The organism is Shewanella corallii (assembly GCF_023349125.1).
In the GTDB taxonomy this organism is placed as follows: Bacteria; Pseudomonadota; Gammaproteobacteria; order Enterobacterales; family Shewanellaceae; genus Shewanella; species Shewanella corallii.
In genome coordinates this window covers 352,895-375,706 of sequence record NZ_JAKIKT010000002.1, presented here as the reverse complement: position 1 = coordinate 375,706, position 22,812 = coordinate 352,895, and the positions used below count along the sequence as shown (strand labels likewise).

The following is a 22,812-nucleotide window of genomic DNA, read 5'->3' as shown; positions in this document are numbered from 1 at the left end:
ATGCGTACAAACAGAGGCAATTTCCAGGAGGGCTCCATGACTGACAATACGATAAACGCAATCGCACCACATACTGACCCGATTTCTGCGGTTTCCCCCGACTTCCTCCAGGGGGAGACAGCACCTTTAATCCGTGACTTCATCAGCCTGTATCAGAGCCTGGACAAGCATAACCTGCATAGGCTGGATGATCTTTACCATCAAGACGCAGTATTCACAGACCCTTTACACACCATCGAAGGCCGGGCGGCGCTCAAGCAGTATTTCGCCGGTATGTATGAAAACCTGCTGCATATCAGATTCGACATCCACAGGGTGGTCGCTGACGGCAATCAGGCCTGCATTGAGTGGACCATGAGGTATGCCCATAAAAGGCTGAAGGGTGGCAAAGAGATGAGTGTTCAGGGCATGAGCTGGCTGACGATTGAAGACAAGATCACTCATCACAGAGACTACTTTGATGCGGGTCAGATGCTTTACGAGCAGCTGCCTTTGATGGGAGGCGCAATCCGCATGCTGAAAAACAGGATGTCGGTATGAAGAGCGTTGGAAAGGTGGTAACCGGACGAGTGTTAATCACTGGTGCGAGCTCAGGTATAGGTGCCAGGTTGGCGCAGGATTATCTGGCAAAAGGTTGGCAGGTGTTCGGTTGTGGCAGAGCGTTGGCACGGCTGGTTGAAATCCATGGCTGCACTCCTCTGGTATTTGACGCCACTGACAGAGAGCAGGTGCAGGTAGCCGGTCGCAATCTGGAATCTGCGCTCGATGGTCATAAGCTGGATCTGATTATCCTTAATGCAGGCAGTTGCGAGTATATAGATGACCCCTTGCACTTCGATGACCTTTTGTTTGAGCGTATTGTGCAGACCAATCTCATCTCAGTGGGCTATTGCCTTAACGCCTTCCTGCCTCAGCTGTCCCGGCGGGGGCGGTTGGCATTGATGAGTTCAAGCGCAACTTATCTGCCACTCCCCCGTGCTGAAGCCTATGGCGCTTCCAAGGCCGCAGTCAATTATCTGGCCAATACCCTGGCTGCGAGTTTACAAAGCCGAGCAGATACCCGGGATATAGGTGTGAGTCTTATTTGTCCGGGGTTTGTGAAAACGCCACTGACAGACAAAAACGATTTTCCCATGCCCATGGCCATAGAGGTTGATGAAGCGTCCCGGGCGATACGTGAAGGCCTGGCCCGGGGCGATGCCGAAATCCATTTCCCAAAGAAATTTACTTTGATGCTTAAACTCATGTCACTGATGCCCGGCAGCTGGTGGCGCAGTTTGATCGCCAAAGTCACCAGTAAACAAAGTGGGCAACAAGCCGCTGCCTCGGGGACGGCTGCCGAGACCAACCAAAATAAGGATATTACCCCATGAAGAGAGTCGCAGTTGTTGGCAGTGGTATTGCGGGGCTGACCTGTGCAAACCTGCTCAGCCGTGAACATCAGGTCACGGTATTTGAAGCCAATGAATATATCGGCGGACACACGGCCACAGTGGATGTGGAACTAAGTGGCCGCTCCTGGGCAATAGATACTGGTTTTATTGTATTCAATGACAGGACTTACCCAAATTTTGAAAAGCTGCTGGCAGGTCTGGATATTGAGCCGCTGCCCACCGAAATGAGCTTCAGTGTGCACAATGTGCAAACCGGGCTGGAATATAATGGCCATACCTTCACCAGCTTATTTGCGCAGAAGCGCAATTGGTTGAATCCCAGATTCTGGGGTTTCCTGGCGGAAATCGTACGTTTCAATCGCCGTTGTAAGTCAATACACGCCAGTGGCGATTATCCTCAGGGCGATCTTGGGCAGTTTCTCAGGGAAGAGAACTTCTCTGATTTTTTCGCGACTCATTACATCCTGCCCATGGGGGCCGCTATCTGGTCATCCAGCATTGATGATATGAGAGCCTTTTCGCTCAGGTTCTTTATTCAGTTTTTCCATAACCATGGCTTGTTGAATGTGACAGACAGACCACAGTGGTATGTATTGGCCGGTGGTTCCCGCAGCTATATCCCGGGATTAACGGCCCCATTTGCTGACCGTATTCGTCTGTCCACCCCTGTACTGGGGATCAGGCGACTGGCGGAAGGTGTGGTGATTAGAAGCAAGCAGTATGGCGATGAGTTTTATGATGCTGTGGTGTTGGCCTGCCACAGTGATCAGGCTCTGGCGATGATGGATGACCCCAGCGCACAGGAGCAACAGATACTGGGTGATATGCAGTATCAGGACAATGAAGTCGTGCTGCATACGGACACCTCTCTCCTGCCCGACAGGCCAGCCGCCTGGGCCAGCTGGAACTACCGTCTGGATGGCGACAGCACCCGTCCTGCCTGTGTTACGTACAACATGAACATACTCCAGCGTCTTCCGGCAGATGCACCGACTTTTTGTGTCACTCTGAATCAGACTCAGGCTATCGACCCGGAAAAAATCCTGCGCCGTTTTACCTATGCACACCCTGTGTTCAATCAGGCGAGTGCGTTGGCCCAGGGACGTAAGGATGAGATTTGTGGTCAACGTCATACCTTCTTTGCCGGAGCATACTGGCATAACGGCTTCCACGAAGATGGGGTCAAAAGTGCCCTGGCTGTATGCGAAAAATTTGGTATTCAACTGGACAGCAAAGGCCCATCGCTGCTCAGTTTGCACCAGAGCCAAAGTCGTAAGGAGGTGGCATGACGGCAGAGCTGTCAGACTTTAACAGTGGGGTATACCGCGGCAAAGTCCACCATATGAGGCGCGAGCCTGTGCGGCACGGCTTCAGTTATGACTTCGGCATGCTGGTGTTGGACCTCGATGAGATCTCCCAACTGCAGGACTGCTCCCGCTGGTTCTCGGCAACCGGCTTTGCGCCAATTAGTTTCCGGGCTGGTGATTACCTGAGTCGGGATGTGGCGGCAGGTCAGGAATATTGTGTCCGGTCACTGAAAATGCGGCTGGAACTCAAACTCAGACAACTGGGCGCTGACCAGGCATGTGAACGCCTGGTTTTTGCCGGTCAGGTGCGCCATTTCGGACTCTACTTCAGCCCGGTGAACTTCTTTTTTGGTTACTGCAAAGGGCAAGCCAGGTACATGCTGGCGGAGGTGAGTAACACCCCCTGGAATGAGCGGCATTACTACCTCGTAGATTTGTCTGAGGTAGATGCGTCTCAGCCTGGCAAGGTCGTGGATATTACCGACAAGGTATTTCACGTCTCACCCTTTATGGATCTGGATATGAAGTATCTGTGGCGGGTAAGTCCCCCGGCAGAATCTCTGCGTATTGGTATTGAAAACCGGCGTGAGCAAAAGCTGTTCAGTGCCCAACTGGAGTTAAGTCGTCAGCCTTTCAACGCGGGGGCGTTGGCAGGGATGGTAAGGCGGTTTCCTTTGATGACAGGGCGCATAGTGGCTGGCATTTACTGGCATGCATTGCGGCTGTTTCTGAAAAAGGTGCCTTTTGTAGGGCATCCGGGTGGGTTGAAGGCAAGTGCACAAGGGAGTGAAGCTGGCTCTCAGTACACACAAGAACAAGGTCAAACAATAAGAAGGACAGAGTAATGGAAACAACAGTGAATCAAGCTGATAAAAGTGTGTCATGGATGGATGCTCTGGCCAGACGATTGTTGCTGAGTGCGCTGGCGGGCTTGTCCCGTGGGCATCTGCAGATTGAAGAGGCATTTGAGCCCAAAGAGTCTATGGCCTTTGGCAACCCGCAGAGTGATTGGCAAGCCAATATTCTGGTGAGACACCCGGGATTTTATCGTCAGGTATTGTTCAGCGGCTCAATTGGCGCCGCAGAGGCTTACATCCAGGGCCACTGGGACAGTGATGATGTGACCGCCGTGGTGAGATTGTTCGCGGCCAACCTGCCTTTGCTGGATACCATAGAAGCCAGGTTCGGTTGGCTCACACGTCCTTTTAATCGCCTGGGACACCTGTTTAACCGCAATACTGCTGAAGGTTCGAAACGCAATATTTTGGCCCACTATGACCTTGGAAACGCCATGTATCAGCAGTTTCTCGATAAAGAGATGCTGTACTCAAGTGCTATTTATCCGGATGAGCAGGCGACACTGGCACAGGCACAGATACACAAAATGCAGACGATTTGTGAGCGCCTTGATCTGCAACCGGGTCAGACTCTGTTGGAAATCGGTACAGGCTGGGGGGCACTGGCAATTTATGCCGCAAAGCACTTCGGCGTTAAGGTCACCACCACCACTATTTCCGATGCCCAGTATGAATATGCAAAAGCACGGGTTGAGGCGGAGGGCCTAAGCGACAGTATTACTCTGCTTAAGCAGGATTACCGTCTATTGGAGGGAAGCTATGACAGGCTGGTCTCCATCGAGATGATTGAAGCTGTGGGCCACGAATACCTGCCCGGATTCTTCGCCAAACTCAGCAGTTTGCTCAAGAGTGATGGCCGTATGCTGTTGCAGGCAATAACCATTGCAGATCAGCGCTATGACAGTTATCGCAAAGGGGTCGACTTTATTCAGAAGTATATTTTCCCCGGCGGTTGCCTGCCATCTGTCAGTGAGATGACCCGCCAGTTGAGTGGGAAATCCGACATGGTGCTCTGGTCACTCGACGATATTGGGGCTGACTATGCCAAAACCCTGCTGCACTGGCGGGAGAACTTTGAGAGGGCTCTGCCTGAAATCCGTGAACTTGGCTACGGCGAAGACTTTATTCGTATGTGGCGATTTTACCTGTGTTACTGCGAAGGTGGCTTTCTGGAGCGCTCGACCAGCACTGTGCACTTTGTGGCGGTAAAGCCCGGCTATCGGGAGGCATGAGATGCCTGTAAAGCCGCCGAGCAGATTGTTTGTAGTTATCAACGCGCTGAGCTTCCAGGCGGTGTGGTGGACAGGCGTGCTGTACGGCAATAACGCGATACTGCTGAGCCTGGCTTTGCTGGTTGTGCATTTTGCTTTGACCCCCAACCGATTGCAGGATTTGCGACTTATGCTGATGCTCGGAACCTTGGGGGGGCTAATTGATAGCCTGCTTACCTGGCTGGGTGTTTTCGAGTTTTCAAGTTTACCCATTTGGCTGGCATTACTCTGGTGCCATTTTTGCTTAACTCTCAATGCTTCCCTGGGATTTTTAAAGCTGTCACCGCTTTGGTTGGCTGCACTGCTGGGGGCCATATTTGGCCCTGTCAGCTACCTTGCAGGAGCCCGTTTCGATGCTGTGCTTCTGCCTATGGGAGATTGGCTGACTGCTGCTGTATTGGGGGGGATCTGGCTGATAGTGATGCCACTGGGAGTCGTACTCGCCAAGGGTGCGATATGGCCCGAACTGGCTCCTAAATTGGAGGAAAGATGATGAAAACCACGCTTAATGGCACAGGCCTGGTGCTCGCACTGCTGCTGTCCTGCAATGTATACGCGGTCAATATAGTGACTATTGTCTCCGAAGAGTGGGGGCCGGGTAAGCCAATATCAACGCAATTCCAGCCTGACCGGGATGGCGAGGGAAGCCCTTCAACGCTCAGCTGGCTGGAAGTGGGCCGGGGTGAGATGAGCGTGCTTTGGTTCAACCTTTATCAGGCCAGTTTACTGACGCCCACAGGTGAATACCGTCAGGGCGACTATCCATTGAAGTTGGATATTCGGTATCAAAGAGATATTGAGGCCGACGACCTGGTAAATGCCACGGTTGAGCAGTGGCAGCATCTTAATTTCAGTGAGCAGCAAATTCTGGTGTGGCAACAAGAGCTGTTGGGGCTCTGGCCAGATGTTACCGACGGTGAGCGTTTGGCGTTTGAATGTCTGTCGGCAGACTCCGGTAATTTTTACTTTAACGGTGAGCTGCTGGGCAATGTGTCATCTCCGGGTTTTGCCCAGGCTTTTTTGGCTATATGGCTATCGGAGAATACCAGTCGTCCGGATTTAAGGGCACAGCTAATGGGAGATAAATCATGCGACTGCTGAAGGTGATTGGGGCAATAGTGCTGGCTGTAAGCCTGTTCGGATGCGGTAGCGTCGACATTCAGGAGTATCGTGGCAGTGAACCCAAACTGGTGCTGGAGGAGTTTTTCCAGGGCAAATTAACAGCAGCCGGTGTAGTGCAGGATTTCTCTGGCAAGGTGGTACGTAAATTCAACGTCACCATGGACGCCACATGGCAGGGTAACCAACTGACTCTGGATGAAGATTTTGTATATGACGATGGTGAAATCCAGAAACGCATCTGGGTTATCGAATCACTGGGGAACGGCAAATACACAGGCACGGCGGGAGATATTTTGGGGCAGGCTGAGGGCGAGGCCGTTGGCAGTGCACTGAGATGGAAGTACGACATGATTCTTCCCGTCGACGGCAGTGAGTATGAAGTCACCTTCGATGACTGGATGTTTTTGGTCAACGACAACACCATTATCAATCGCAGCGATATTATTAAATTCGGTATCACGGTTGCACAGGTAACGCTGGTGATTGAGAAGGTGCAATAACTTATTCACACTAATCAAATCTGAAGTCACTTGAATCCGGGCTGTCGATGATTCAGATACTGCCGGACAATAAGTTCTTACTCCTATACCTGTTGATCTTGTAGGATTTGGGGAGAATCAGTCGCAAGGACCCAAAGCGTTTGTTTGATTGATATCAGTACATAATGGTTATAGATCTTAAACTACTTGCTCTGGCACTCTGACATTAGCCTGCTTGCTTGTTAGGTAAACTCAAAGCGATAGCAGCGTTTTTAGTCAGGGAGTGATAGTGATGACCTTAGAAAATTGGCAGTCAGTCTGGATGATACTGTGCTACTTCATGGCGCCGATAACCCTGGCATATATATGGTGTTTTCTTGAGATGATCAGCGTACTTTCAGAAAAGCATGATGAGTTATATGTAGAACTTGGCCGAATCAGTTTTTTCGAAACAACACTATTTCTAACTCATTGCGTTTCATAAGCTTTTTGCTATCAAGAAAGTACTTAGAGGCTGGTGATAAAACATTGAATAAATATGGCGATCGATGTTGGATGCTCTTTTTGACCGGCAGTATATTGTTCGTATTAACATTTTTTCTACCTATTTGGGTTGTCTATGCATGACTGCAGCTTTGCGCCAGCTTGGCTTGACATTTTTTACCTCAGAGGACAAGACTGCGGTCGCCGATTTTCTGCTGTTTTCCCATCTTGCCAATTTCTCAGATCTAGAATGTCTGCCCTATACTCAATAGCTAAACAACGGATATTGAGGACACACAGGGATGATATTGGCGGCGATTTTTGGTTTGATTTGGCTGGTATTGATGGTGCGGGCCAGCTTAACTGAATACCGTTATTGGCAGGTGGTCAGGCACTATGAACCTGAGATATGGGAGAAGTTGGGGCGCCCTCGGATGTACCAAATGCCATTGGTGTTTCTGTCCAGTAAAAACGCCAAACTGCTGCAGTCCAGTCGCCACGAGCAGGTTCAGCGTATGTCGGCCAGACACAGGCTAACCGGCATTCAATTCCTCAGCTATGTGGTCCTTATGCTGGTGTGCAGTATTAGCTACTTTAAACTGGCGCTTTGATACGCTTAAGCGCCTTTTTCAGGCGGACGAAGCAAGTTCATTTGGCGCTGACAATTAGTCGAATACTGTCCAACACCCCCACGGCCCAGGCCGCGACCAGCAGCCAGAAAGCATATCCCAGATCCATTGCCATTGTTCTTTGGTGAACCTCTGTCGCCAGAGCTGTGAGATCCAGCGGCACTTTACCTGCCAATATATCGTCTGCAACTTGCTGCGATACTGCCATGATATCTGTCATTAACAGCGCCAGGCTCACTGCTGTGATTGCCAGTATCGCCCAGCCCATGATTTTTCTGTTGAGAGCCAGATGTCCCCCTCCTGGGCAAACAAAGGTATTTAACAGCAAGGCTTTCATCTCTTTGGTCATGGGGTAAGGCACTTATTCCGGCTTTAAAATATGAGTGATTGAACAACGTAATGATGTAACAGGTCAATTACTCTGATGGCGTTTGCTCTTGGCTTGTTTGTGCTCTGGCTTGCTTCAGCCTTGAAAAGGAGACTACTGCAACCGCAGTTGAAAAAGTGGCGACCACTATACAATAGAATCGAGAGATTTCTGCCGGTGTAGAGAGTTGCAAATGTGGCAGTTCTCCATTGACAGTCATGGAATTGTATTTTTCGGCCAGCGCATACAAAAAGGTATGACCTTCCAGTAAGGCATGATAGTTACCGAGGCAGAACGCCAGGTAACCGACAATGATAAAGAAGGGCTCTTTCAGACTGCTGCTGGCTTTATCGTTGCCTATGGTAAAGCCAGCTACCGCCAGACTGACGACACCGAAATAGTTCCAGAGCTTGTCGACTTGACTGTACTGGCTTTGAAACATGTTAAATATTTCGGTAATGGTCAATGTTTCCATGGATTAAGCTCCTGTGAACCCGTCACTTTAATGAAGGCGTGACGGGCGGCAGATGAGCCTCAGCCGACTTTCTTACTGTTATCGACAGTGACTTTTTCGTAGTACTCGAAAGGGAACAGATTGCGGATCTGCTGGGTCAGGTTGTCGCCCACATTTGCTGATACATGCAGGCGAACATTGCCGCTGCGTTCGGCGCGAACCACACAGGTTAGTTTTTCCTTCTTCGCGAGGGCACGCATTTCGCGTTCAAACTTATCCTGGATCTTACCTTTGTGCTTGATCATGCGACCATCTTTAAAGTGCATTTCCATCAAGGTCAGGCCTGACTTGCGGGCGAAAATCAGCTTATAAATCAGGAATACAGCAACCGCTAAAAATAACACTTTCAGCAAGGTATCAGTCATGTATAGCCTCCTTGAACAGTCTGACTGAAGTATTTTGCAACACACAAAAATTGCAATGCTTCGACTCTAACATAAACTTTTAAGTACAAGGATGATCAACTTAACAGGATGTTAGGACATGAATGCGACGCTTATATCTGAGGCTGGAGTTGCTAACGCCGACCGCTGGGGCGAGTTATGTGAGCGCCAGATAGAGATACTCCAAAGCCTGAAACAGCGCTTTCCCGAAAGGGCAGAGCAAATGACAAATATCTGCGACCATTGGCAGGAGATACGCCAAAGCTTAAAGCAAACCGGTAAGGCGCCGGCTATAGACAGACGCAAGTCCGGGCGAACATAACTGCTCAATATCCCCTTCATATACGCACAAACAGGCACCACCCGGTGCCTGTTTTTTTTGTGTTTGTGCGGCCCGCAAAAGGGTTTAACTCCTTCAGCTAATATAAAATTTTCGACTGGTCAGCGGATTGAGAAAAAAGTCCCGTATTTTTACGGTTTTTTTGGTTCGTTGCGGCTGACTTTTTCCCGAGGCATGATACATTACGCCGCCAATTTATTTACCGTCCCAAATGATGGGTTGTTCGGTTGCTTCATTGTGAGGAGATAGCCTTGAAGCTGATTAACAAGTTTGTCCTGCTGACCCTGGTTACCGCGGGTTTGCTCACCAGTACTCTGGCTCGGGCAGAAGAGGTGGTCAGGGTTTATAACTGGTCTGATTATATCGAACCTAAGGTACTGGAAGATTTCGAAAAAGAAACAGGTATCCGGGTCGTTTACGATGTATTCGACAGCAACGAAGTACTGGAAGCCAAGCTGCTTTCCGGTCGCAGTGGCTATGACATTGTGGTGCCTACCAACCACTTTATGGCCAAGCAGATCCAGGCTGGTGCGTTCCAGAAGCTGGATAAGAGCAAGTTACCGAATTTCAAAAACCTGGACCCCAAGCTGATGAAGCAGCTGGATAAAGTGGATCCGGGTAATCAATACAGCCTGCCATATCTGTGGGGAACTACGGGTATCGGTTACAACGTGGACAAGGTGAAAGCCATTCTGGGCGACGATGCACCTGTAGATTCCATGGCGCTGATTTTTGACCCTAAATATGCCTCTCAGCTGGCTCAGTGCGGTATTTCTTTCCTGGACTCTCCTGATGAGATGATCCCACACGCACTGCAATATATGGGTATGGACCCTAACTCAACCAAACGTGCCGACTATAAAAAGGCCGGTGAGTTGCTGTCCTCTGTGCGTCCTTATGTGCGCTATTTCCACTCTTCCCGATTCATTTCCGATCTGGCCAACGGCGACCTGTGCGTAGCCTTTGGTTTCTCCGGCGATATTCTGCAGGCCAAAGCCCGTGCAGAAGAAGCAGGTAATGGTCAACATGTGGAGTACGCAATTCCAAAAGAGGGCGCTAACCTCTGGTTTGATATGATTGCCATTCCAGCGGATTCAACCAACACGGACAATGCCTACAAGTTTATTAACTACCTGCTGCGTCCTGATGTGATTGCCAAGATCTCCGATTATGTTGCTTACGCCAACCCCAACCTGCCATCTCAGGAGCTGGTTGACCCTGCTATTCGCAACAACCCGGGCATCTACCCTCCACAAGAGGTGATGGACAAGCTGTTCCTCAACGATGTTCGTCCGCTGAAGGCGCAACGGGATATGACCCGCGTCTGGACCAAGGTGATTTCAGGTCGTTAATCACCACTGTCATATCCGCGCAGCTCAGCCTGCGCGGGTAACACACTCGGGAAGCCTTCACTGATACCTTTGTTGAAGGCTTCTGATAAGCGCCGGAGCACTCCTCAGTAGTGCCTCTGGCGTTGGCTTTTATTGGGTTGGAGATTTCTATGAGTTCAACTGTTGCAAACGGCAACCACTCTAACACCCGTGATGTGCTGCTCAGGATTGAGCGTGTCAGTAAGATTTTTGATGATGTTCGTGCCGTTGATGAAGTGTCATTGACCATTGAGCGCGGCGAGATTTTTGCCCTGCTGGGAGGCTCAGGTTCGGGCAAAACCACATTGCTGCGTATGCTGGCGGGCTTTGAGATCCCCAGTGAAGGTCGCATCTTCCTCGATGGCCAGGACATTACCGATCTGCCGCCATACGAGCGTCCCATCAATATGATGTTCCAGTCCTATGCGTTGTTCCCCCATATGACGGTGGAGCAGAATATCGCCTTTGGCCTGAAACAGGACAAACTGCCCAAGGCTGAAATTGCTGAGCGTGTGGCCGAGATGCTGAAGCTGGTGCGTATGGAGAAATACGCCAAGCGCAAGCCCCATCAACTCTCAGGTGGTCAGCGTCAGCGTGTGGCTCTGGCCCGCTCGCTGGCCAAGCGTCCCAAGCTGTTGCTGCTGGATGAGCCTATGGGCGCGCTGGATAAAAAGCTGCGTACCCAGATGCAACTGGAAGTGGTGGAGATTCTTGAGCGCGTGGGCGTGACCTGTGTCATGGTGACCCATGATCAGGAAGAAGCCATGACCATGGCTGGTCGCATGTCCATTATGAGCGAGGGCTGGGTTATCCAGACCGGCACGCCAATGGATATCTATGAAGCGCCAAACAGCCGCATGGTGGCTGAATTTATCGGCTCAGTGAACCTGTTTGAAGGTGAGATTGTGGAAGATAAGGCGGACCACGCCATTATCCAGTCGGCTACTTTGTCGCAGCAGTTTTGTATTGGTCATGGCATTGCCACCAATATTGAAGACAAACACTGCTGGCTGGCGGTTCGACCTGAAAAGACCATTATCAGCCGCAACAAGCCTGAGCAGGAATACAACTGGGCGGCCGGTACAGTGCACGATATCGCGTATCTGGGCGGCATCTCTGTGTACTACATCAAGCTGGAAAACGGCCAGATAGTGCAGTGCTCCATGACCAACCGTGAGCGCGGAGCCGATCATCCTACCTGGGATGACAGTGTCTACATCAGCTGGGAGGCCACCAGTGGCGTGGTTCTGAGAACATGACGGCCCTGAAGCGCTGGTTCTCCCGTAAGGGCGGCATTTCGCTGGCCTGGTTCAATGGCCGGACCCTGATTATCGGTTTCCCGTTCCTGTGGTTGCTGCTGTTTTTCAGTCTGCCTTTTGCCATTGTGTTGAAGATCAGCTTCTCCACGGCGGCCATGGCTATTCCGCCTTATGAGCCGACATTCAGCTATGGCGATGAGTTGCTGCAAGTGTTTATCAACCTGGGTAACTATATTCTGCTGGCCGATGACCCACTGTACTACAGCGCTTATTTAAGCTCGCTGAAGACGGCGGCCATCGCCACTGCAGGTTGTTTGCTGATTGGCTACCCTATGGCCTACGCCATTGCCAAGGCGCCCAAACGCCATCAGCCATTGCTGCTGATGCTGGTGATGTTGCCAAGTTGGACCTCTTTCCTCATCCGCATCTATGCCTGGATGGGGCTCTTGTCCAACAACGGGGTCATTAACAGTGTGCTGCTCTGGGCAGGAGTAATTAACGAGCCCTTGCATATACTCAACACTAATCTGGCTGTGTACATAGGTATTGTGTACGCCTATCTGCCATTTATGATTTTGCCCCTGTACTCGACCCTGTCCAAGCTGGACGGTTCGTTGCTGGAAGCCGCTGCGGATCTTGGCGCGCGTAAGTGGCAGGCGTTCTGGCAGGTGACTTTGCCTCTGTCCAAAGGCGGGGTGATTGCCGGTTGTATGCTGGTGTTTATTCCGGCTGTGGGGGAGTTTGTGATCCCTGAGCTGCTGGGCGGCCCTGATTCTTTGATGATAGGTAAGGTGCTGTGGCAGGAGTTCTTTAATAACCGCGACTGGCCTGTGGCTTCAGCATTGGCAATCGTCATGTTGGTACTGCTGTTTATCCCGATCATGTTGTTTAACCGCTCTCAGAGCCGCGCCCTGGAGAAGAACTGATGAGAAAGCCGGGTTTTTCTTCCATCGCCCTTTGGCTGGGATTGGCATTTTTGTATGCACCTTTGTTTATTCTGGTGTTTTACTCCTTCAATGCCTCCAAGTTGGTGACTGTGTGGGGCGGTTTCTCCGCCAAGTGGTACGCCGAGTTGCTCAAAGATGAACAGATTCTGGATGCGGTTTGGACCAGTTTAACTATCGCCTTCTACTCAGCTTCCATGGCAGTTGTGCTGGGCACTATGGCGGCGTTTGTAATGACTCGCTTCAAGCGTTCATGGCTAAAGACCTCACTGTCGAGCATGGTGACAGCGCCTTTGGTCATGCCTGAGGTGATCACAGGTTTGTCTTTGCTGCTGCTGTTTGTGCATATGGCCGATACCCTTGGCTGGCCGGCAGAGCGGGGTAGGTTGACCATCTGGATTGCGCACTCAACCTTCTGCGCCGCCTATGTGGCTGTGGTGGTGTCTGCGCGCCTGCGGGAGCTTGACCGCTCCATTGAAGAGGCGGCGATGGATCTGGGGGCGACACCGCTGAAGACCTTTTTTCTGATCACTGTGCCCATGATAGCGCCGGCACTGATGGCAGGATGGCTCTTATCTTTCAGCCTGTCGCTGGATGATCTGGTGATCGCCAGCTTTACCTCGGGCCCGGGGGCAACCACTTTACCTATGGTGGTGTTCAGCTCAGTGCGTATGGGAGTCTCACCCAAGATTAACGCGCTGGCGACTCTGATTATCCTGACGGTATCTCTGCTGGCCTTTATCGCCTGGTATATTGCCCGTCGCTCTGAGGTCAGAAGTCGCGGATAAGTATATCTGCAAGTCTAAATGAACAAGTGTTAAGGCCACCCTCATGGGTGGCCTTTTTACTCTGTGATATGGTGTGGTGAAACTGAATCAAGAGTAACCGCCATGCAACTCAACTGCTCAGAACTCTTTCGCCAACAGGCGTTTATCAATGGTCACTGGTGCGACGCCCTGGGAGGCCAATCCACACAAATTCATAATCCGGCCGACAACAGCTTAATTGGCTTTGTGCCTGTAATGGGTAAAGAGGAAACCCGCCGAGCCATCGATGCCGCCAATTGTGCGCTACCAGCCTGGCGGGCCAGAACGGCTGCAGAGCGAGCTGCCATTTTACGACGCTGGTTTAATCTGATGCTTGAGCATCAGGATGATCTGGCGCAGTTAATTACCGCCGAGCAGGGCAAGCCTTTAAGCGAAGCTCAGGGAGAAGTGAAGTATGCCGCCAGTTTTATGGAGTGGTTTGCCGAAGAGGGCAAGCGCGCCTATGGCGAGACCATTCCCGGACACCAGGCGGACAAGCGCATTATGGTGCTTAAGCAGCCCATAGGTGTGTGCGCCGCAATTACTCCCTGGAATTTCCCGGCGGCCATGATCACCCGTAAGCTTGCACCCGCTTTGGCGGCGGGCTGCACCATGGTATTAAAACCCGCGCCGCAGACCCCTTATACTGCGCTGGCATTGGCGCAGTTGGGCGTGATGGCGGGCATTCCTGAAGGTGTATTTAATGTGGTCACAGGGGACGCGGTACAAATCGGCGATGAGCTGTGTGCCAACCCGGTTGTGCGTAAGCTCTCCTTTACAGGCTCAACCGGTGTAGGGGCCCACCTGATGGCCAACTGTGCGCCTCATATCAAAAAGCTGTCGTTGGAGCTGGGGGGCAATGCGCCTTTTATCGTGTTTGATGATGCCGATATTGATGCGGCAGTAGCTGGCGCCATGATTGCCAAATTCCGTAATAACGGCCAGACCTGTGTCTGTGCCAACCGCATCTATGTGCAGCATGGGGTATATGACGAGTTTGCTGCCAAACTGACAGCGGCTGTGTCTGCCCTGACAGTGGGGCGGGGCACAGATACAGATGTCACCACAGGGCCGCTTATTAATCAGCAGGCGCTGGACAAGGTGCAGGACCATATTCAGGATGCTCTGAGTCAGGGGGCGACTCTGGCCTGTGGTGGTCAGCCCCACGCGCTGGGCGGACTCTTCTTTGAGCCGACGGTGATTACAGACGTGAAACCTGGGATGAAGCTGACCCGGGAAGAGACTTTCGGTCCGGTTGCTGGGCTTATCCGTTTTACCGATACCGACGAGGTGATCGCGGCTGCCAATGATACTGAGTTTGGTCTGGCGGCTTACTTTTATAGTCAGAATCTGAGTCGGGTATGGCAGGTGTCAGAAGCGCTGGAGTACGGCATGGTGGGCATCAACACCGGACTTATTTCCACTGAGGTGGCACCGTTTGGCGGTATCAAATCATCCGGATTGGGCCGTGAAGGCTCAAGACACGGTCTGGATGAGTACATGGAGTTGAAATATCTTTGTGTTGATATCTCCTGATTTCTCTCTCCTCACTCCTCATTTATTTTCATTAAAATTATATAGATCAATCTCTTGGCTAAGTCAGGAGGTTGGTCTTCCACTCTGGTGCAATCTCTGCCGATTTGAGAATTAGTTGTATACACAACAAGGAGTTGTGAACTGATGCTGGCCTGCTACGCTTTGTTAATGGAAATGTTGATATTTAGGTTGATTTTTAAACTTGTGTCACTTAGGTTACGAAATAAGTAAGCGCTTTCATTTTGTCAGCGCTTTTTATGGAGCGGAGAATGAAAGCGCTTACAAAAAGGCTGAGTGATCTACTGCTTCGTGATAATAAGGTGAAAAGTTGAGGCTCTGACAATGAAAATAAGTGCGAGTAGACTCAAATATTTATCAACCGGGCTCATGGTGTCTGCGTTGTGGGGGTGTGGTGATACCAATACTTCTACAGACATTGACAGCGTGCAATTGGAGGGTCCCTCCGATGGCTGGACTATGGTCTGGAATGATGAGTTTGATGGAAGCAGTATTGACGAGACTAAATGGACTCATGAGGTAAATTGCGCAGGTGGTGGCAATCAGGAGCAACAATGCTACACCGCGGACCCTGAGAATTCTTTCGTTGCTGACGGTATGTTGAATATCGTGGCACTTCAGGCGCCTGATGGCTCAGAAAAGCCATACACCTCGGCGCGTATGGTCACCAAAGACAAAGGTGATTTCAAATATGGCCGCTTTGAAATGCGCGCCAAGTTACCCAGTGGACAGGGCAGTTGGCCGGCATTCTGGTTGTTGCCTACTGACAATGTCTACGGAATCTGGCCCCGTTCAGGGGAGATAGACATTATTGAGTCAGTTAACCTGAAAGCAGCAAATGCTGAAGGTAATCCTGAAGCGCATGTTTACGGCACACTTCACTATGGTCGTGAGTGGCCGGACAATGAGCAGTCAGGTAAAGCCTATTTGCTGCCTGATGGTATGAATCCTGCCGACGACTTCCACACCTACGCCATTGAGTGGCAGGAAGGGGAGATTCGCTGGTATGTAGATGGTTATCTGTATGCGACCCAGCGTAAGTCTGAGGTTAGATATAACTCCAAAGATGAAGCGGTTGGACTGGCTCACAAAGGCTGGTTTACCGAGTTCTTCGACCAGTCTACAGGCGAAAAGCAGATCGTTTGGGGAACTGAACCTTATGATCAGGATTTCCACATTATTCTGAACTTTGCAGTGGGAGGCTCCTGGCCTGAGGCTGTTAATGAGACGGGTATTGACGCTTCTGCATTCAATGAGAGCAACCCATATCAGATTGACTATGTTCGTGTTTATCAGTGTGATGCAGACCCTGACACAGGCGCTGGCTGTGAAACTGTACGTCCCGGCTATGACAGCCCGGATGACGCACTGGTTGAAGGTAAAGCGCCCGCACCGGTTCCACCATCCGATGGCGTTGCCCGTAACCTCACTATCTTTAATGGTACTGCCAATCCAAATTGGCCTGCATGGGACTGCTGTGGTGGCTCGACTCCCGAGATTATCGATGACGCAGACAAAGGCCAGGTTTATAAGTTCGTTGTTGGTGAGCAGCCTACCGTAAACGGCTTTATCACCCGTTCAGCCTTTATCACCGACCCTGATGGCTCTGTGTCACCATTTGATGCGTCACCTCTGCTTGAAACCGGCAGCTTCAGTTTTGCGATGAAGGTAGTGACTGCTCCGAGTGATGCCAGTTCAACCTGGATGGTTAAACTGGAAAGTAATGAAGGTGCAACTGCGGTAGAAATCCCAATCACCAACAGCAGTGAGGGCGTGGCACCTACTGTAGGGCAATGGCAGACCTATACCTTCCCACTCAATGCTCTGGCCGATGGCGGGTTAGACCTGTCCGCAATTGATGTTGTTATGGTGTTCCCAGCCTGGGGTACAGGTAATGGCGCTGAATACCTGATGGATGAAGTGACTATTGCTCAGCCTGATGGGGCCTTGCCGTCACTGACGGTATTTGAAAATGATGAGAACCCAAATTGGCCAATGTGGGATTGCTGTGGTGGCTCAACACCTGAAACCGTCTCTGATGACGCAGACCACGGCATTGTGTCCCAGTTCACCATTGGTGCACAACCAACGGTAATGGGTTATATCAACCGCACTGACAGTGGTGGCAGTGGACAGCCATTCGACGCCAGTGCTTTGTTAGATGGTGGTGTTGTCCAGTATGACCTTAAGGTCGTTAACGGGACCAGTGATCCGGCGACTCCGTGGTTCTTTAAAATCGAGTCAGACAATGCTGCGACTGCGGTAGAGGTCAATATGAATACCTCCACCGAAGGTTCAACGCCTAATGGCGAGTGGCAGACCTTTACCTTCCCACTGCAAACGCTTGCTGATGCTGGTTTGGATGTTTCGGCGATAGATGTGCTGATGATGTTCCCGGCTTGGGGCCAGGGTGAGGGTGCAGTTTATCGTGTTGATAACGTCAAGATTTATAAGCCTGGCTCAGATTCCACGCCTGGTGGCAATGTAATGACCTTGTTCGCAGATACTGTGGCTAGCCAGTGGAGCATCTGGGATTGCTGTGGCGGCAGCACACCAACCGAAGAAGCGGATGACGACGCGCATGGCACAGTGGCGCAGTACATCATCGGCAGTCAACCAACGGTAATGGGCTTCTTCGCGGATGATGGTGTTTATCATGATGCCAGCTCTGAGGTTGCCAACGGGATGGTTCGGTTTGAGCTTAAGGTGGTTACCCCTCCTACGGACTCTACCTCAACCTGGCTGTTTAAAATTGAATCGGGTGATGCAGACACTGCGGTGGAGTTGCCATTAACTGACAGCACGGAGGGCGTTGCTCCTGTCACTGGACAGTGGCAAACATTCACCTTCCCACTGCAAACACTTGCAGATGCCGGGTTAGATACCAGTGCTATTGATGTGGTGATGGTATTCCCTGCCTGGGGTACTGGCGACGGCGCTGTGTACCGAATTGACAACGCGATTATCGGAACGCCTTAGAAGGCAATCCGGGCCGGAAGCGGGGTCCTCCCCCCTTCCGGAGCACACTTTCTGCAAACCGAATAACAAGAGGCAGATATGTTAAAGCAACAGTTTAAGATGAATCGTTTGTCAGCCTCCCTGGCACTGCTGATGGGAGTCGGTACCCTTCCTCTGGCGATAGCTGAAGAGGAACAAAGCGCTGATGAGCAGAATGTTGAAGTGATTGAGGTTCGTGGTATTAAGGGCAGTTTGTTCCGTTCTATGGATCTCAAACGTGGCTCTGCCGGTGTAGTAGATGCTATCTCCGCTGAAGAACTGGGTAAATTCCCGGACACCAACCTGGCTGAATCTCTGCAGCGTATTACCGGTGTGACCGTGAGCCGCTCCAATGGTGAAGGTAGCGAGATCACCGTACGGGGCTTTGGTCCACAGTTTAACCTGATCACTCTGAATGGTCGTTCGATGCCGGGAACGGGTTACACCCGTTCTTATGCATTGGAAAACCTGTCGTCTGAATCCGTAAAGACGTTGGAAGTGATTAAGACGGGCCGTGCCGATCTACCTACCGGCGGTTTGGGCGCGACCATTAATATCATTACCCGTCAGCCGCTCGACTCCCCCGGTCAGTCTTTCACCCTCTCTGCCAAGGGGATTTATGATGAATCCAATGTGGAAGGGGATGATGTCACACCGGAAGTGTCTGCGATTTACGGCAATACATTCCTGGACGATAGGTTTGGTTTTTTGGTCACGGCCTCTCATCAGGAGCGTGATTTCCAGCAGCAAACGGCCAACTCCCAGGGCTGGATTGCCCAGACGGATAACAGCCGTCTGCCGGATATTGGCGACAAAGGGGTGGATGGCCGGGCCAGAGATGCCGATGGCAACTTAATCCCTCTTTTCCGGGATGCGGAAGGTAATATGGTATCGCCGTTCTTTGTGCCTCGGGATATGAACTACAGCATTAATGATGTTCAGCGTGAGCGTACCAACGCCATGGCAACCTTGCAGTATGAACCCATTGATGGTCTGACCTTCACCGCTGATTATGTGTATACAAGGGCGCTGACGGGTATAAACGGCTTTGGCTGGGGTATCTGGAACTCATCCACTGAAGGCTCACCCATGGTTGGTTATGAGTTTGATGAGAATGGTACCGCTGTATATACAGATATCCGCGGTGGTGACGGCTCATTCACAGCTAACCGCAGTACCACTGAAGTGAATGCCGAGTCTATTGGCTTCAATGTTGAGTGGGATGCCAGTGAAGACTGGGTATTTACTCTGGATTACCATGACTCTTCCAATGAGATTGATAATGGAGCCGACAAAGGTCTCGGCAGTGCTGCACAGGTGATTCTGGGTTCAGATCAGCTGCAGTCTAAGGTCTATGACTATCGCAGTGGGGAAGTGCCTCACACCACTATCAACTGGAACAATGGCACAACTCAGCTGAACCCGGGTGAAATTGACTCCAACTTTAGCCAGTTTATTCACTCGCCAGGTAAAACAGAAATTCAGCAGGGTCAGTTGGACGCCCAGTGGTACCCAAGCTTTAATTCACTGGACAGTCTGGCCAAGGTGGAATTTGGTGCGGCTTATACCAAGCAAACCATGACAGGCACAACGGCCTGGAGTGGACTGCGAGGGGGCCCGGGCTTCAACCCGTCTTATACAGAGATCTTCCCTGACTCTATGTTCCATCTGCAAAGCACATCAGGCTTGTTGGATGAACTGGCTGGTGGCGGCGCGGATCTGTTGCCTCCTTACTACTACACCTTCGATTTTGATGAAGCTATTGCCCGTCAATTGGCCTTTATCACGCCCGAGGTTGCCGGTGAAAACTACTACTCCATCAACCCGTATTTTGATGGCATAGACAGTTCCAACTTCATTGAAGAAGAAACCTACGCGCTGTTCCTGACCAGCCAATGGGCTTTCGATATCGGCGATATCCCGGTCAACGTAAACCTGGGACTGAGATATGAAAGCACTGACGTGACCAGTACTGTAAAGCAGCGTGTTGAACGTCAGGTGGTTTGGGCAAGTCCGACTGAATGGATTACCCAATACTCTGATGGTGATTCTTTCCTGACTCAAACCGGTGAGTATGATGTTTGGCTGCCAATGCTGGATATCAATGCTGAAGTGTATGAGGACGTGGTTGTTCGTTTCTCTGCCAGTAAGACCATTGCCCGTCCATTGCTTGGCGATATGGTTGCCGGCCGAAGCCTGAGTGGCAGCCCGAAGATCGGTTCCCGTACCGGTTTCCTGGGTAACCCAGGCCTGCTGCCACTGGAGTCCATCAACCTGGATGTGTCACTTGAGTACTACTATGACGAAGCCAGCTACGCCTCTATTGGTTTCTTCAACAAAGACGTAGATAACTTCGTGTCCAACAGCATTAATCAGGTCACCATTGATGGCTTGCACGATGTGTACAACAGCCCACGTTACCTTGAGGCTATCAGCCAATTGGAAGCGGCAGGCACTGAAGTGACTGAAAACACCATCTTCGATCAGATGATAGCCAATGGTTATGGCAATGCCGATGGCCAGATCGCACCTCTGAGCACAGATCCTCTGATTGTGTGGGATGTTACCTCTCCGGTTAACAGCGATAAGAAGTCCGTGCATGGTATTGAGGTTGCGGTTCAGCACGTATTCGGTGAGACCGGCTTTGGTGTTGGCGTCAACGGCACCTTTGTGAGTGGCGACGTTGAGTTTGACCCATACAGTCTGGCTCAACAGGCACCGCTGGCGGGTTTGGGTGACTCAGCCAACTTCCAGGTATTCTATGAGATGGATGGGCTGTCAGTTAAGGCAACCTATGCATGGCGTGATGATTACCTGATTGGGGTAGGTCAGTCTCAGGGCTCGGCAGATGCACCTCCACAGTTCGCCAAGGACTTTGGTCAGCTGGATGCCAGTATCAACTATGATGTGAACGAACATGTGACTCTGTTCCTTGAAGGTATCAACATTACCAACGAAACAGAGCAGGGTTATGGACGCTTTGAAGAGCAGTTCCTGTTTGCCCGTCAGTATGGCTCACGTTATATGTTTGGTGGCCGTTTGAGGTTCTGATTGGTCGGCTTATGCCGCCTTGGGTATAAGCCCTGTCGATCTATATCGACGCTTGAGTAAAATCGCTCAGACCATCGAGGTCTGAGCTTTTTTGTTCCTATCAGGCTGGGGTGATTCGTGTTCACCTGCCACTCACTCGGGCAGCAATGATAAAAGCAGTTGAAGATGTGCTCCATGAAAAGGAGCGTATAACTGAGCTCAATGTCATCACATCTGCATCGTCCTTTATAAAGGCGTTGTATCGACTCAAGCAGCAGTTTTTTTAGTTTACTTGTGGGTCTTAACGTCAAATGCCCCCAAACAACCGGTGCCATTCTTCTCTCTGAAAATAAACTCGTCAAACATTAATGCTAAGGTGTCGCTATGTTTTTTTCTCCCTGTATGTCTAACAAACTCACGCTCATTGTTGCTATAGGCACTGTTTTCTCGGTCTCGTCATGCGCAAATGTTATAACGACTAAGGTCACAAATATTGTGACACCGTCCTCTTATATCAATGCGGATTATTGTCCGGCAGGGGCAGAGAATTTACAACTGGACTTAACCAATGTTTCGCTTAAACGCGAGCAACACATTCCGTTGATGTATCAGGGCTATAACAACATTGAAGGACCAGTTTGGCATGATGGAGCTTTGTATTACTCCAATCTGGGTTCGCATCATCCAGATGAAAATGGTTTTGAGTTAAGTAACCAGGCCACAATATGGCGTTGGGTTATGGGGGAAAAACCTCAAATTTGGATGCCGGACACTGTGGCGGGTACCAATGGGTTAGCGTTAGACAGTAAAGGCAACTTGGTGGCAGCGCGTCAGCTGGATGGTTCGATTTCATACATTGATTGGCAAACTAAACAAGTTACACCAATAGTCACTACTTACCAAAAAAAGCGGTTTAACTCACCTAATGATCTGGCAATTAGTCATGACAATACCATTTATTTTACTGACCCAAATTGGAATGTCCCGTCAAATATTAGGCCTGTTGATGTTCAGGGTGGTGGTGCCCCGGGTTCTGCTGAAGAGGGCGAACGTATTTACCGTGTTACTGCCGATGGTAAGGTTTACGCCACTGCCGTTACCGAGCTCGTGCCAGCACTTCGAGACAAGCCAAATGGCATTATGTTGTCACTTGATCAACAACAGATACTTGTTGGCGGGTTACAAGGATTGTGGGTGTTTGATTTGAACTCGGGTGAAGTAGTAAATCCTCAACAATTATTTGATACACCAATAGACGGCTTAGGCAAAGACTGCAGTGGTAATATTTATGTCACCACAACCCGTGAGTTACCCGCTAGAAACGACGGTCAGGTGGTTGTTGTCTTAGACAGAAATTATAAAGAAGTGGGGACATTAAATGTACCCGGGGTTCAAATTGTAACGAACGTCGCTTTTGGTGGTGATGATGGAAAAACATTATTTGTTACAGGGTTAACCGCACTTATGGACGGTGACAATCTTCGCCTGTGCGGTGATAAGCCATGTTTAGAAGCTGGAATTTATACGACAACATTAAATGTGCCAGGCTTCCCTTATTAAATAGCAAGCCGACAAAACCTATGGCGTTATTTTCGCAGACAAAAACGCCATTGGCCGCCATCACAATTAACGGTTACTGGTTTCGTCCTGAGGTGTTTCAGCATATATAACATCAGTGCCACAAGCTGAAAATCCAACTCTTCAGT

At 50.5% G+C, this 22,812-nt stretch carries 20 protein-coding genes; 17 read left to right on the top strand and 3 right to left on the bottom strand.

The genetic code is table 11. The annotated features are described in order from the left end of the window. Positions 1-36: 36 nt before the first annotated feature. The 9 genes from L2725_RS06940 (at position 37) to L2725_RS06900 (ending at position 7,524) form a co-directional block, all read left to right on the top strand. A complete protein-coding gene (locus tag L2725_RS06940) occupies positions 37-540 on the top strand; it encodes a nuclear transport factor 2 family protein (protein WP_249248272.1) in 504 nt (167 codons plus the stop codon). Continuing rightward, positions 537-1,373: an SDR family NAD(P)-dependent oxidoreductase gene (locus L2725_RS06935; RefSeq protein WP_249248271.1), complete on the top strand. Its 837-nt coding sequence runs from the start codon at positions 537-539 to the stop codon at positions 1,371-1,373. The genes L2725_RS06940 and L2725_RS06935 overlap by 4 nt, the downstream gene beginning before the upstream one ends. Next, positions 1,370-2,683 (top strand): NAD(P)/FAD-dependent oxidoreductase, encoded by a 1,314-nt coding sequence (locus tag L2725_RS06930; RefSeq protein ID WP_249248269.1) that lies wholly within the window; start codon positions 1,370-1,372, stop codon positions 2,681-2,683. Before L2725_RS06935 ends, L2725_RS06930 begins: the two co-directional genes overlap by 4 nt. Then, a complete protein-coding gene (locus tag L2725_RS06925) occupies positions 2,680-3,546 on the top strand; it encodes a DUF1365 domain-containing protein (protein WP_249248268.1) in 867 nt (288 codons plus the stop codon). Before L2725_RS06930 ends, L2725_RS06925 begins: the two co-directional genes overlap by 4 nt. Further along, positions 3,546-4,790 (top strand): SAM-dependent methyltransferase, encoded by a 1,245-nt coding sequence (locus L2725_RS06920; protein WP_249248267.1) that lies wholly within the window; start codon positions 3,546-3,548, stop codon positions 4,788-4,790. Before L2725_RS06925 ends, L2725_RS06920 begins: the two co-directional genes overlap by 1 nt. A gap of 1 nt (position 4,791) precedes the next feature. Beyond that, the gene (locus L2725_RS06915) at positions 4,792-5,322 is read left to right on the top strand and encodes a DUF2878 domain-containing protein (RefSeq protein ID WP_249248266.1); all 531 of its coding nucleotides are present in this window, start codon (positions 4,792-4,794) and stop codon (positions 5,320-5,322) included. Beyond that, entirely contained in the window at positions 5,319-5,930 is a 612-nt protein-coding gene (locus tag L2725_RS06910; protein ID WP_249248264.1) for a chalcone isomerase family protein, read from the top strand. The genes L2725_RS06915 and L2725_RS06910 overlap by 4 nt, the downstream gene beginning before the upstream one ends. Continuing rightward, complete coding sequence (locus L2725_RS06905) at positions 5,918-6,451, top strand: DUF3833 domain-containing protein (protein ID WP_249248263.1); 534 nt, start codon at positions 5,918-5,920, stop codon at positions 6,449-6,451. The genes L2725_RS06910 and L2725_RS06905 overlap by 13 nt, the downstream gene beginning before the upstream one ends. Positions 6,452-7,215: 764 nt before the next feature. Beyond that, positions 7,216-7,524 carry a hypothetical protein gene (locus tag L2725_RS06900; RefSeq protein WP_249248262.1) on the top strand — a complete coding sequence of 103 codons (309 nt, stop codon included), beginning with the start codon at positions 7,216-7,218 and terminating at the stop codon, positions 7,522-7,524. 37 nt (positions 7,525-7,561) lie between these two features. Here L2725_RS06900 and L2725_RS06895 read toward each other — a convergent pair whose 3' ends face one another. The 3 genes from L2725_RS06895 to L2725_RS06885 all read right to left on the bottom strand — a co-directional run bounded on the left by L2725_RS06895 (position 7,562) and on the right by L2725_RS06885 (position 8,788). Beyond that, positions 7,562-7,891 carry a hypothetical protein gene (locus tag L2725_RS06895; protein WP_249248261.1) on the bottom strand — a complete coding sequence of 110 codons (330 nt, stop codon included), beginning with the start codon at positions 7,889-7,891 and terminating at the stop codon, positions 7,562-7,564. A gap of 67 nt (positions 7,892-7,958) precedes the next feature. Then, positions 7,959-8,384 carry a hypothetical protein gene (locus L2725_RS06890; protein ID WP_249248260.1) on the bottom strand — a complete coding sequence of 142 codons (426 nt, stop codon included), beginning with the start codon at positions 8,382-8,384 and terminating at the stop codon, positions 7,959-7,961. Between the two features lie 59 nt (positions 8,385-8,443). After that, complete coding sequence (locus L2725_RS06885; RefSeq protein WP_115135874.1) at positions 8,444-8,788, bottom strand: DUF3634 family protein; 345 nt, start codon at positions 8,786-8,788, stop codon at positions 8,444-8,446. Positions 8,789-9,397: 609 nt separating this feature from the next. Between L2725_RS06885 and L2725_RS06880 the strand changes: the two genes are divergently transcribed. The 8 genes from L2725_RS06880 (at position 9,398) to L2725_RS06845 (ending at position 22,666) form a co-directional block, all read left to right on the top strand. Continuing rightward, a complete protein-coding gene (locus tag L2725_RS06880) occupies positions 9,398-10,498 on the top strand; it encodes a polyamine ABC transporter substrate-binding protein (RefSeq protein WP_283164221.1) in 1,101 nt (366 codons plus the stop codon). Between the two features lie 149 nt (positions 10,499-10,647). Further along, the gene (gene potA / locus L2725_RS06875) at positions 10,648-11,775 is read left to right on the top strand and encodes a polyamine ABC transporter ATP-binding protein (RefSeq protein ID WP_248935149.1); all 1,128 of its coding nucleotides are present in this window, start codon (positions 10,648-10,650) and stop codon (positions 11,773-11,775) included. Beyond that, positions 11,772-12,701 carry an ABC transporter permease subunit gene (locus L2725_RS06870; RefSeq protein ID WP_249248259.1) on the top strand — a complete coding sequence of 310 codons (930 nt, stop codon included), beginning with the start codon at positions 11,772-11,774 and terminating at the stop codon, positions 12,699-12,701. The genes potA and L2725_RS06870 overlap by 4 nt, the downstream gene beginning before the upstream one ends. Continuing rightward, positions 12,701-13,507 carry an ABC transporter permease subunit gene (locus tag L2725_RS06865; RefSeq protein WP_249248258.1) on the top strand — a complete coding sequence of 269 codons (807 nt, stop codon included), beginning with the start codon at positions 12,701-12,703 and terminating at the stop codon, positions 13,505-13,507. Before L2725_RS06870 ends, L2725_RS06865 begins: the two co-directional genes overlap by 1 nt. Positions 13,508-13,609: 102 nt before the next feature. Next, complete coding sequence (gabD, locus tag L2725_RS06860) at positions 13,610-15,061, top strand: NADP-dependent succinate-semialdehyde dehydrogenase (protein WP_249248257.1); 1,452 nt, start codon at positions 13,610-13,612, stop codon at positions 15,059-15,061. 342 nt (positions 15,062-15,403) lie between these two features. Then, on the top strand, positions 15,404-18,058 hold the full coding sequence (locus L2725_RS06855) for a glycoside hydrolase family 16 protein (RefSeq protein ID WP_249248256.1): 2,655 nt from the start codon (positions 15,404-15,406) through the stop codon (positions 18,056-18,058). Between the two features lie 78 nt (positions 18,059-18,136). Beyond that, positions 18,137-21,127 (top strand): TonB-dependent receptor, encoded by a 2,991-nt coding sequence (locus tag L2725_RS06850; protein WP_249248255.1) that lies wholly within the window; start codon positions 18,137-18,139, stop codon positions 21,125-21,127. A 363-nt stretch (positions 21,128-21,490) separates the two neighbouring features. Then, positions 21,491-22,666, top strand: a complete 1,176-nt coding sequence (locus L2725_RS06845) for an SMP-30/gluconolactonase/LRE family protein (protein ID WP_249248254.1) — start codon at positions 21,491-21,493, stop codon at positions 22,664-22,666. The last annotated feature ends 146 nt before the right edge of the window (positions 22,667-22,812 follow it).

Excerpts from the sequence above, each read along its gene's own strand:
- L2725_RS06930 (WP_249248269.1), top strand. The coding sequence starts at position 1,370 with ATGAAGAGAGTCGCAGTTGTTGGCAGTGGTATTGCGGGGCTGACCTGT.
- potA (WP_248935149.1), top strand. The coding sequence starts at position 10,648 with ATGAGTTCAACTGTTGCAAACGGCAACCACTCTAACACCCGTGATGTG.
- L2725_RS06865 (WP_249248258.1), top strand. The coding sequence starts at position 12,701 with ATGAGAAAGCCGGGTTTTTCTTCCATCGCCCTTTGGCTGGGATTGGCA.
- L2725_RS06940 (WP_249248272.1), top strand. The coding sequence starts at position 37 with ATGACTGACAATACGATAAACGCAATCGCACCACATACTGACCCGATT.
- L2725_RS06885 (WP_115135874.1), bottom strand. The coding sequence starts at position 8,788 with ATGACTGATACCTTGCTGAAAGTGTTATTTTTAGCGGTTGCTGTATTC.
- L2725_RS06890 (WP_249248260.1), bottom strand. The coding sequence starts at position 8,384 with ATGGAAACATTGACCATTACCGAAATATTTAACATGTTTCAAAGCCAG.
- L2725_RS06935 (WP_249248271.1), top strand. The coding sequence starts at position 537 with ATGAAGAGCGTTGGAAAGGTGGTAACCGGACGAGTGTTAATCACTGGT.
- L2725_RS06845 (WP_249248254.1), top strand. The coding sequence starts at position 21,491 with ATGTTTTTTTCTCCCTGTATGTCTAACAAACTCACGCTCATTGTTGCT.
- L2725_RS06915 (WP_249248266.1), top strand. The coding sequence starts at position 4,792 with ATGCCTGTAAAGCCGCCGAGCAGATTGTTTGTAGTTATCAACGCGCTG.
- L2725_RS06900 (WP_249248262.1), top strand. The coding sequence starts at position 7,216 with ATGATATTGGCGGCGATTTTTGGTTTGATTTGGCTGGTATTGATGGTG.
- gabD (WP_249248257.1), top strand. The coding sequence starts at position 13,610 with ATGCAACTCAACTGCTCAGAACTCTTTCGCCAACAGGCGTTTATCAAT.
- L2725_RS06895 (WP_249248261.1), bottom strand. The coding sequence starts at position 7,891 with ATGACCAAAGAGATGAAAGCCTTGCTGTTAAATACCTTTGTTTGCCCA.
- L2725_RS06910 (WP_249248264.1), top strand. The coding sequence starts at position 5,319 with ATGATGAAAACCACGCTTAATGGCACAGGCCTGGTGCTCGCACTGCTG.
- L2725_RS06905 (WP_249248263.1), top strand. The coding sequence starts at position 5,918 with ATGCGACTGCTGAAGGTGATTGGGGCAATAGTGCTGGCTGTAAGCCTG.
- L2725_RS06870 (WP_249248259.1), top strand. The coding sequence starts at position 11,772 with ATGACGGCCCTGAAGCGCTGGTTCTCCCGTAAGGGCGGCATTTCGCTG.
- L2725_RS06925 (WP_249248268.1), top strand. The coding sequence starts at position 2,680 with ATGACGGCAGAGCTGTCAGACTTTAACAGTGGGGTATACCGCGGCAAA.
- L2725_RS06920 (WP_249248267.1), top strand. The coding sequence starts at position 3,546 with ATGGAAACAACAGTGAATCAAGCTGATAAAAGTGTGTCATGGATGGAT.
- L2725_RS06855 (WP_249248256.1), top strand. The coding sequence starts at position 15,404 with ATGAAAATAAGTGCGAGTAGACTCAAATATTTATCAACCGGGCTCATG.
- L2725_RS06850 (WP_249248255.1), top strand. The coding sequence starts at position 18,137 with ATGTTAAAGCAACAGTTTAAGATGAATCGTTTGTCAGCCTCCCTGGCA.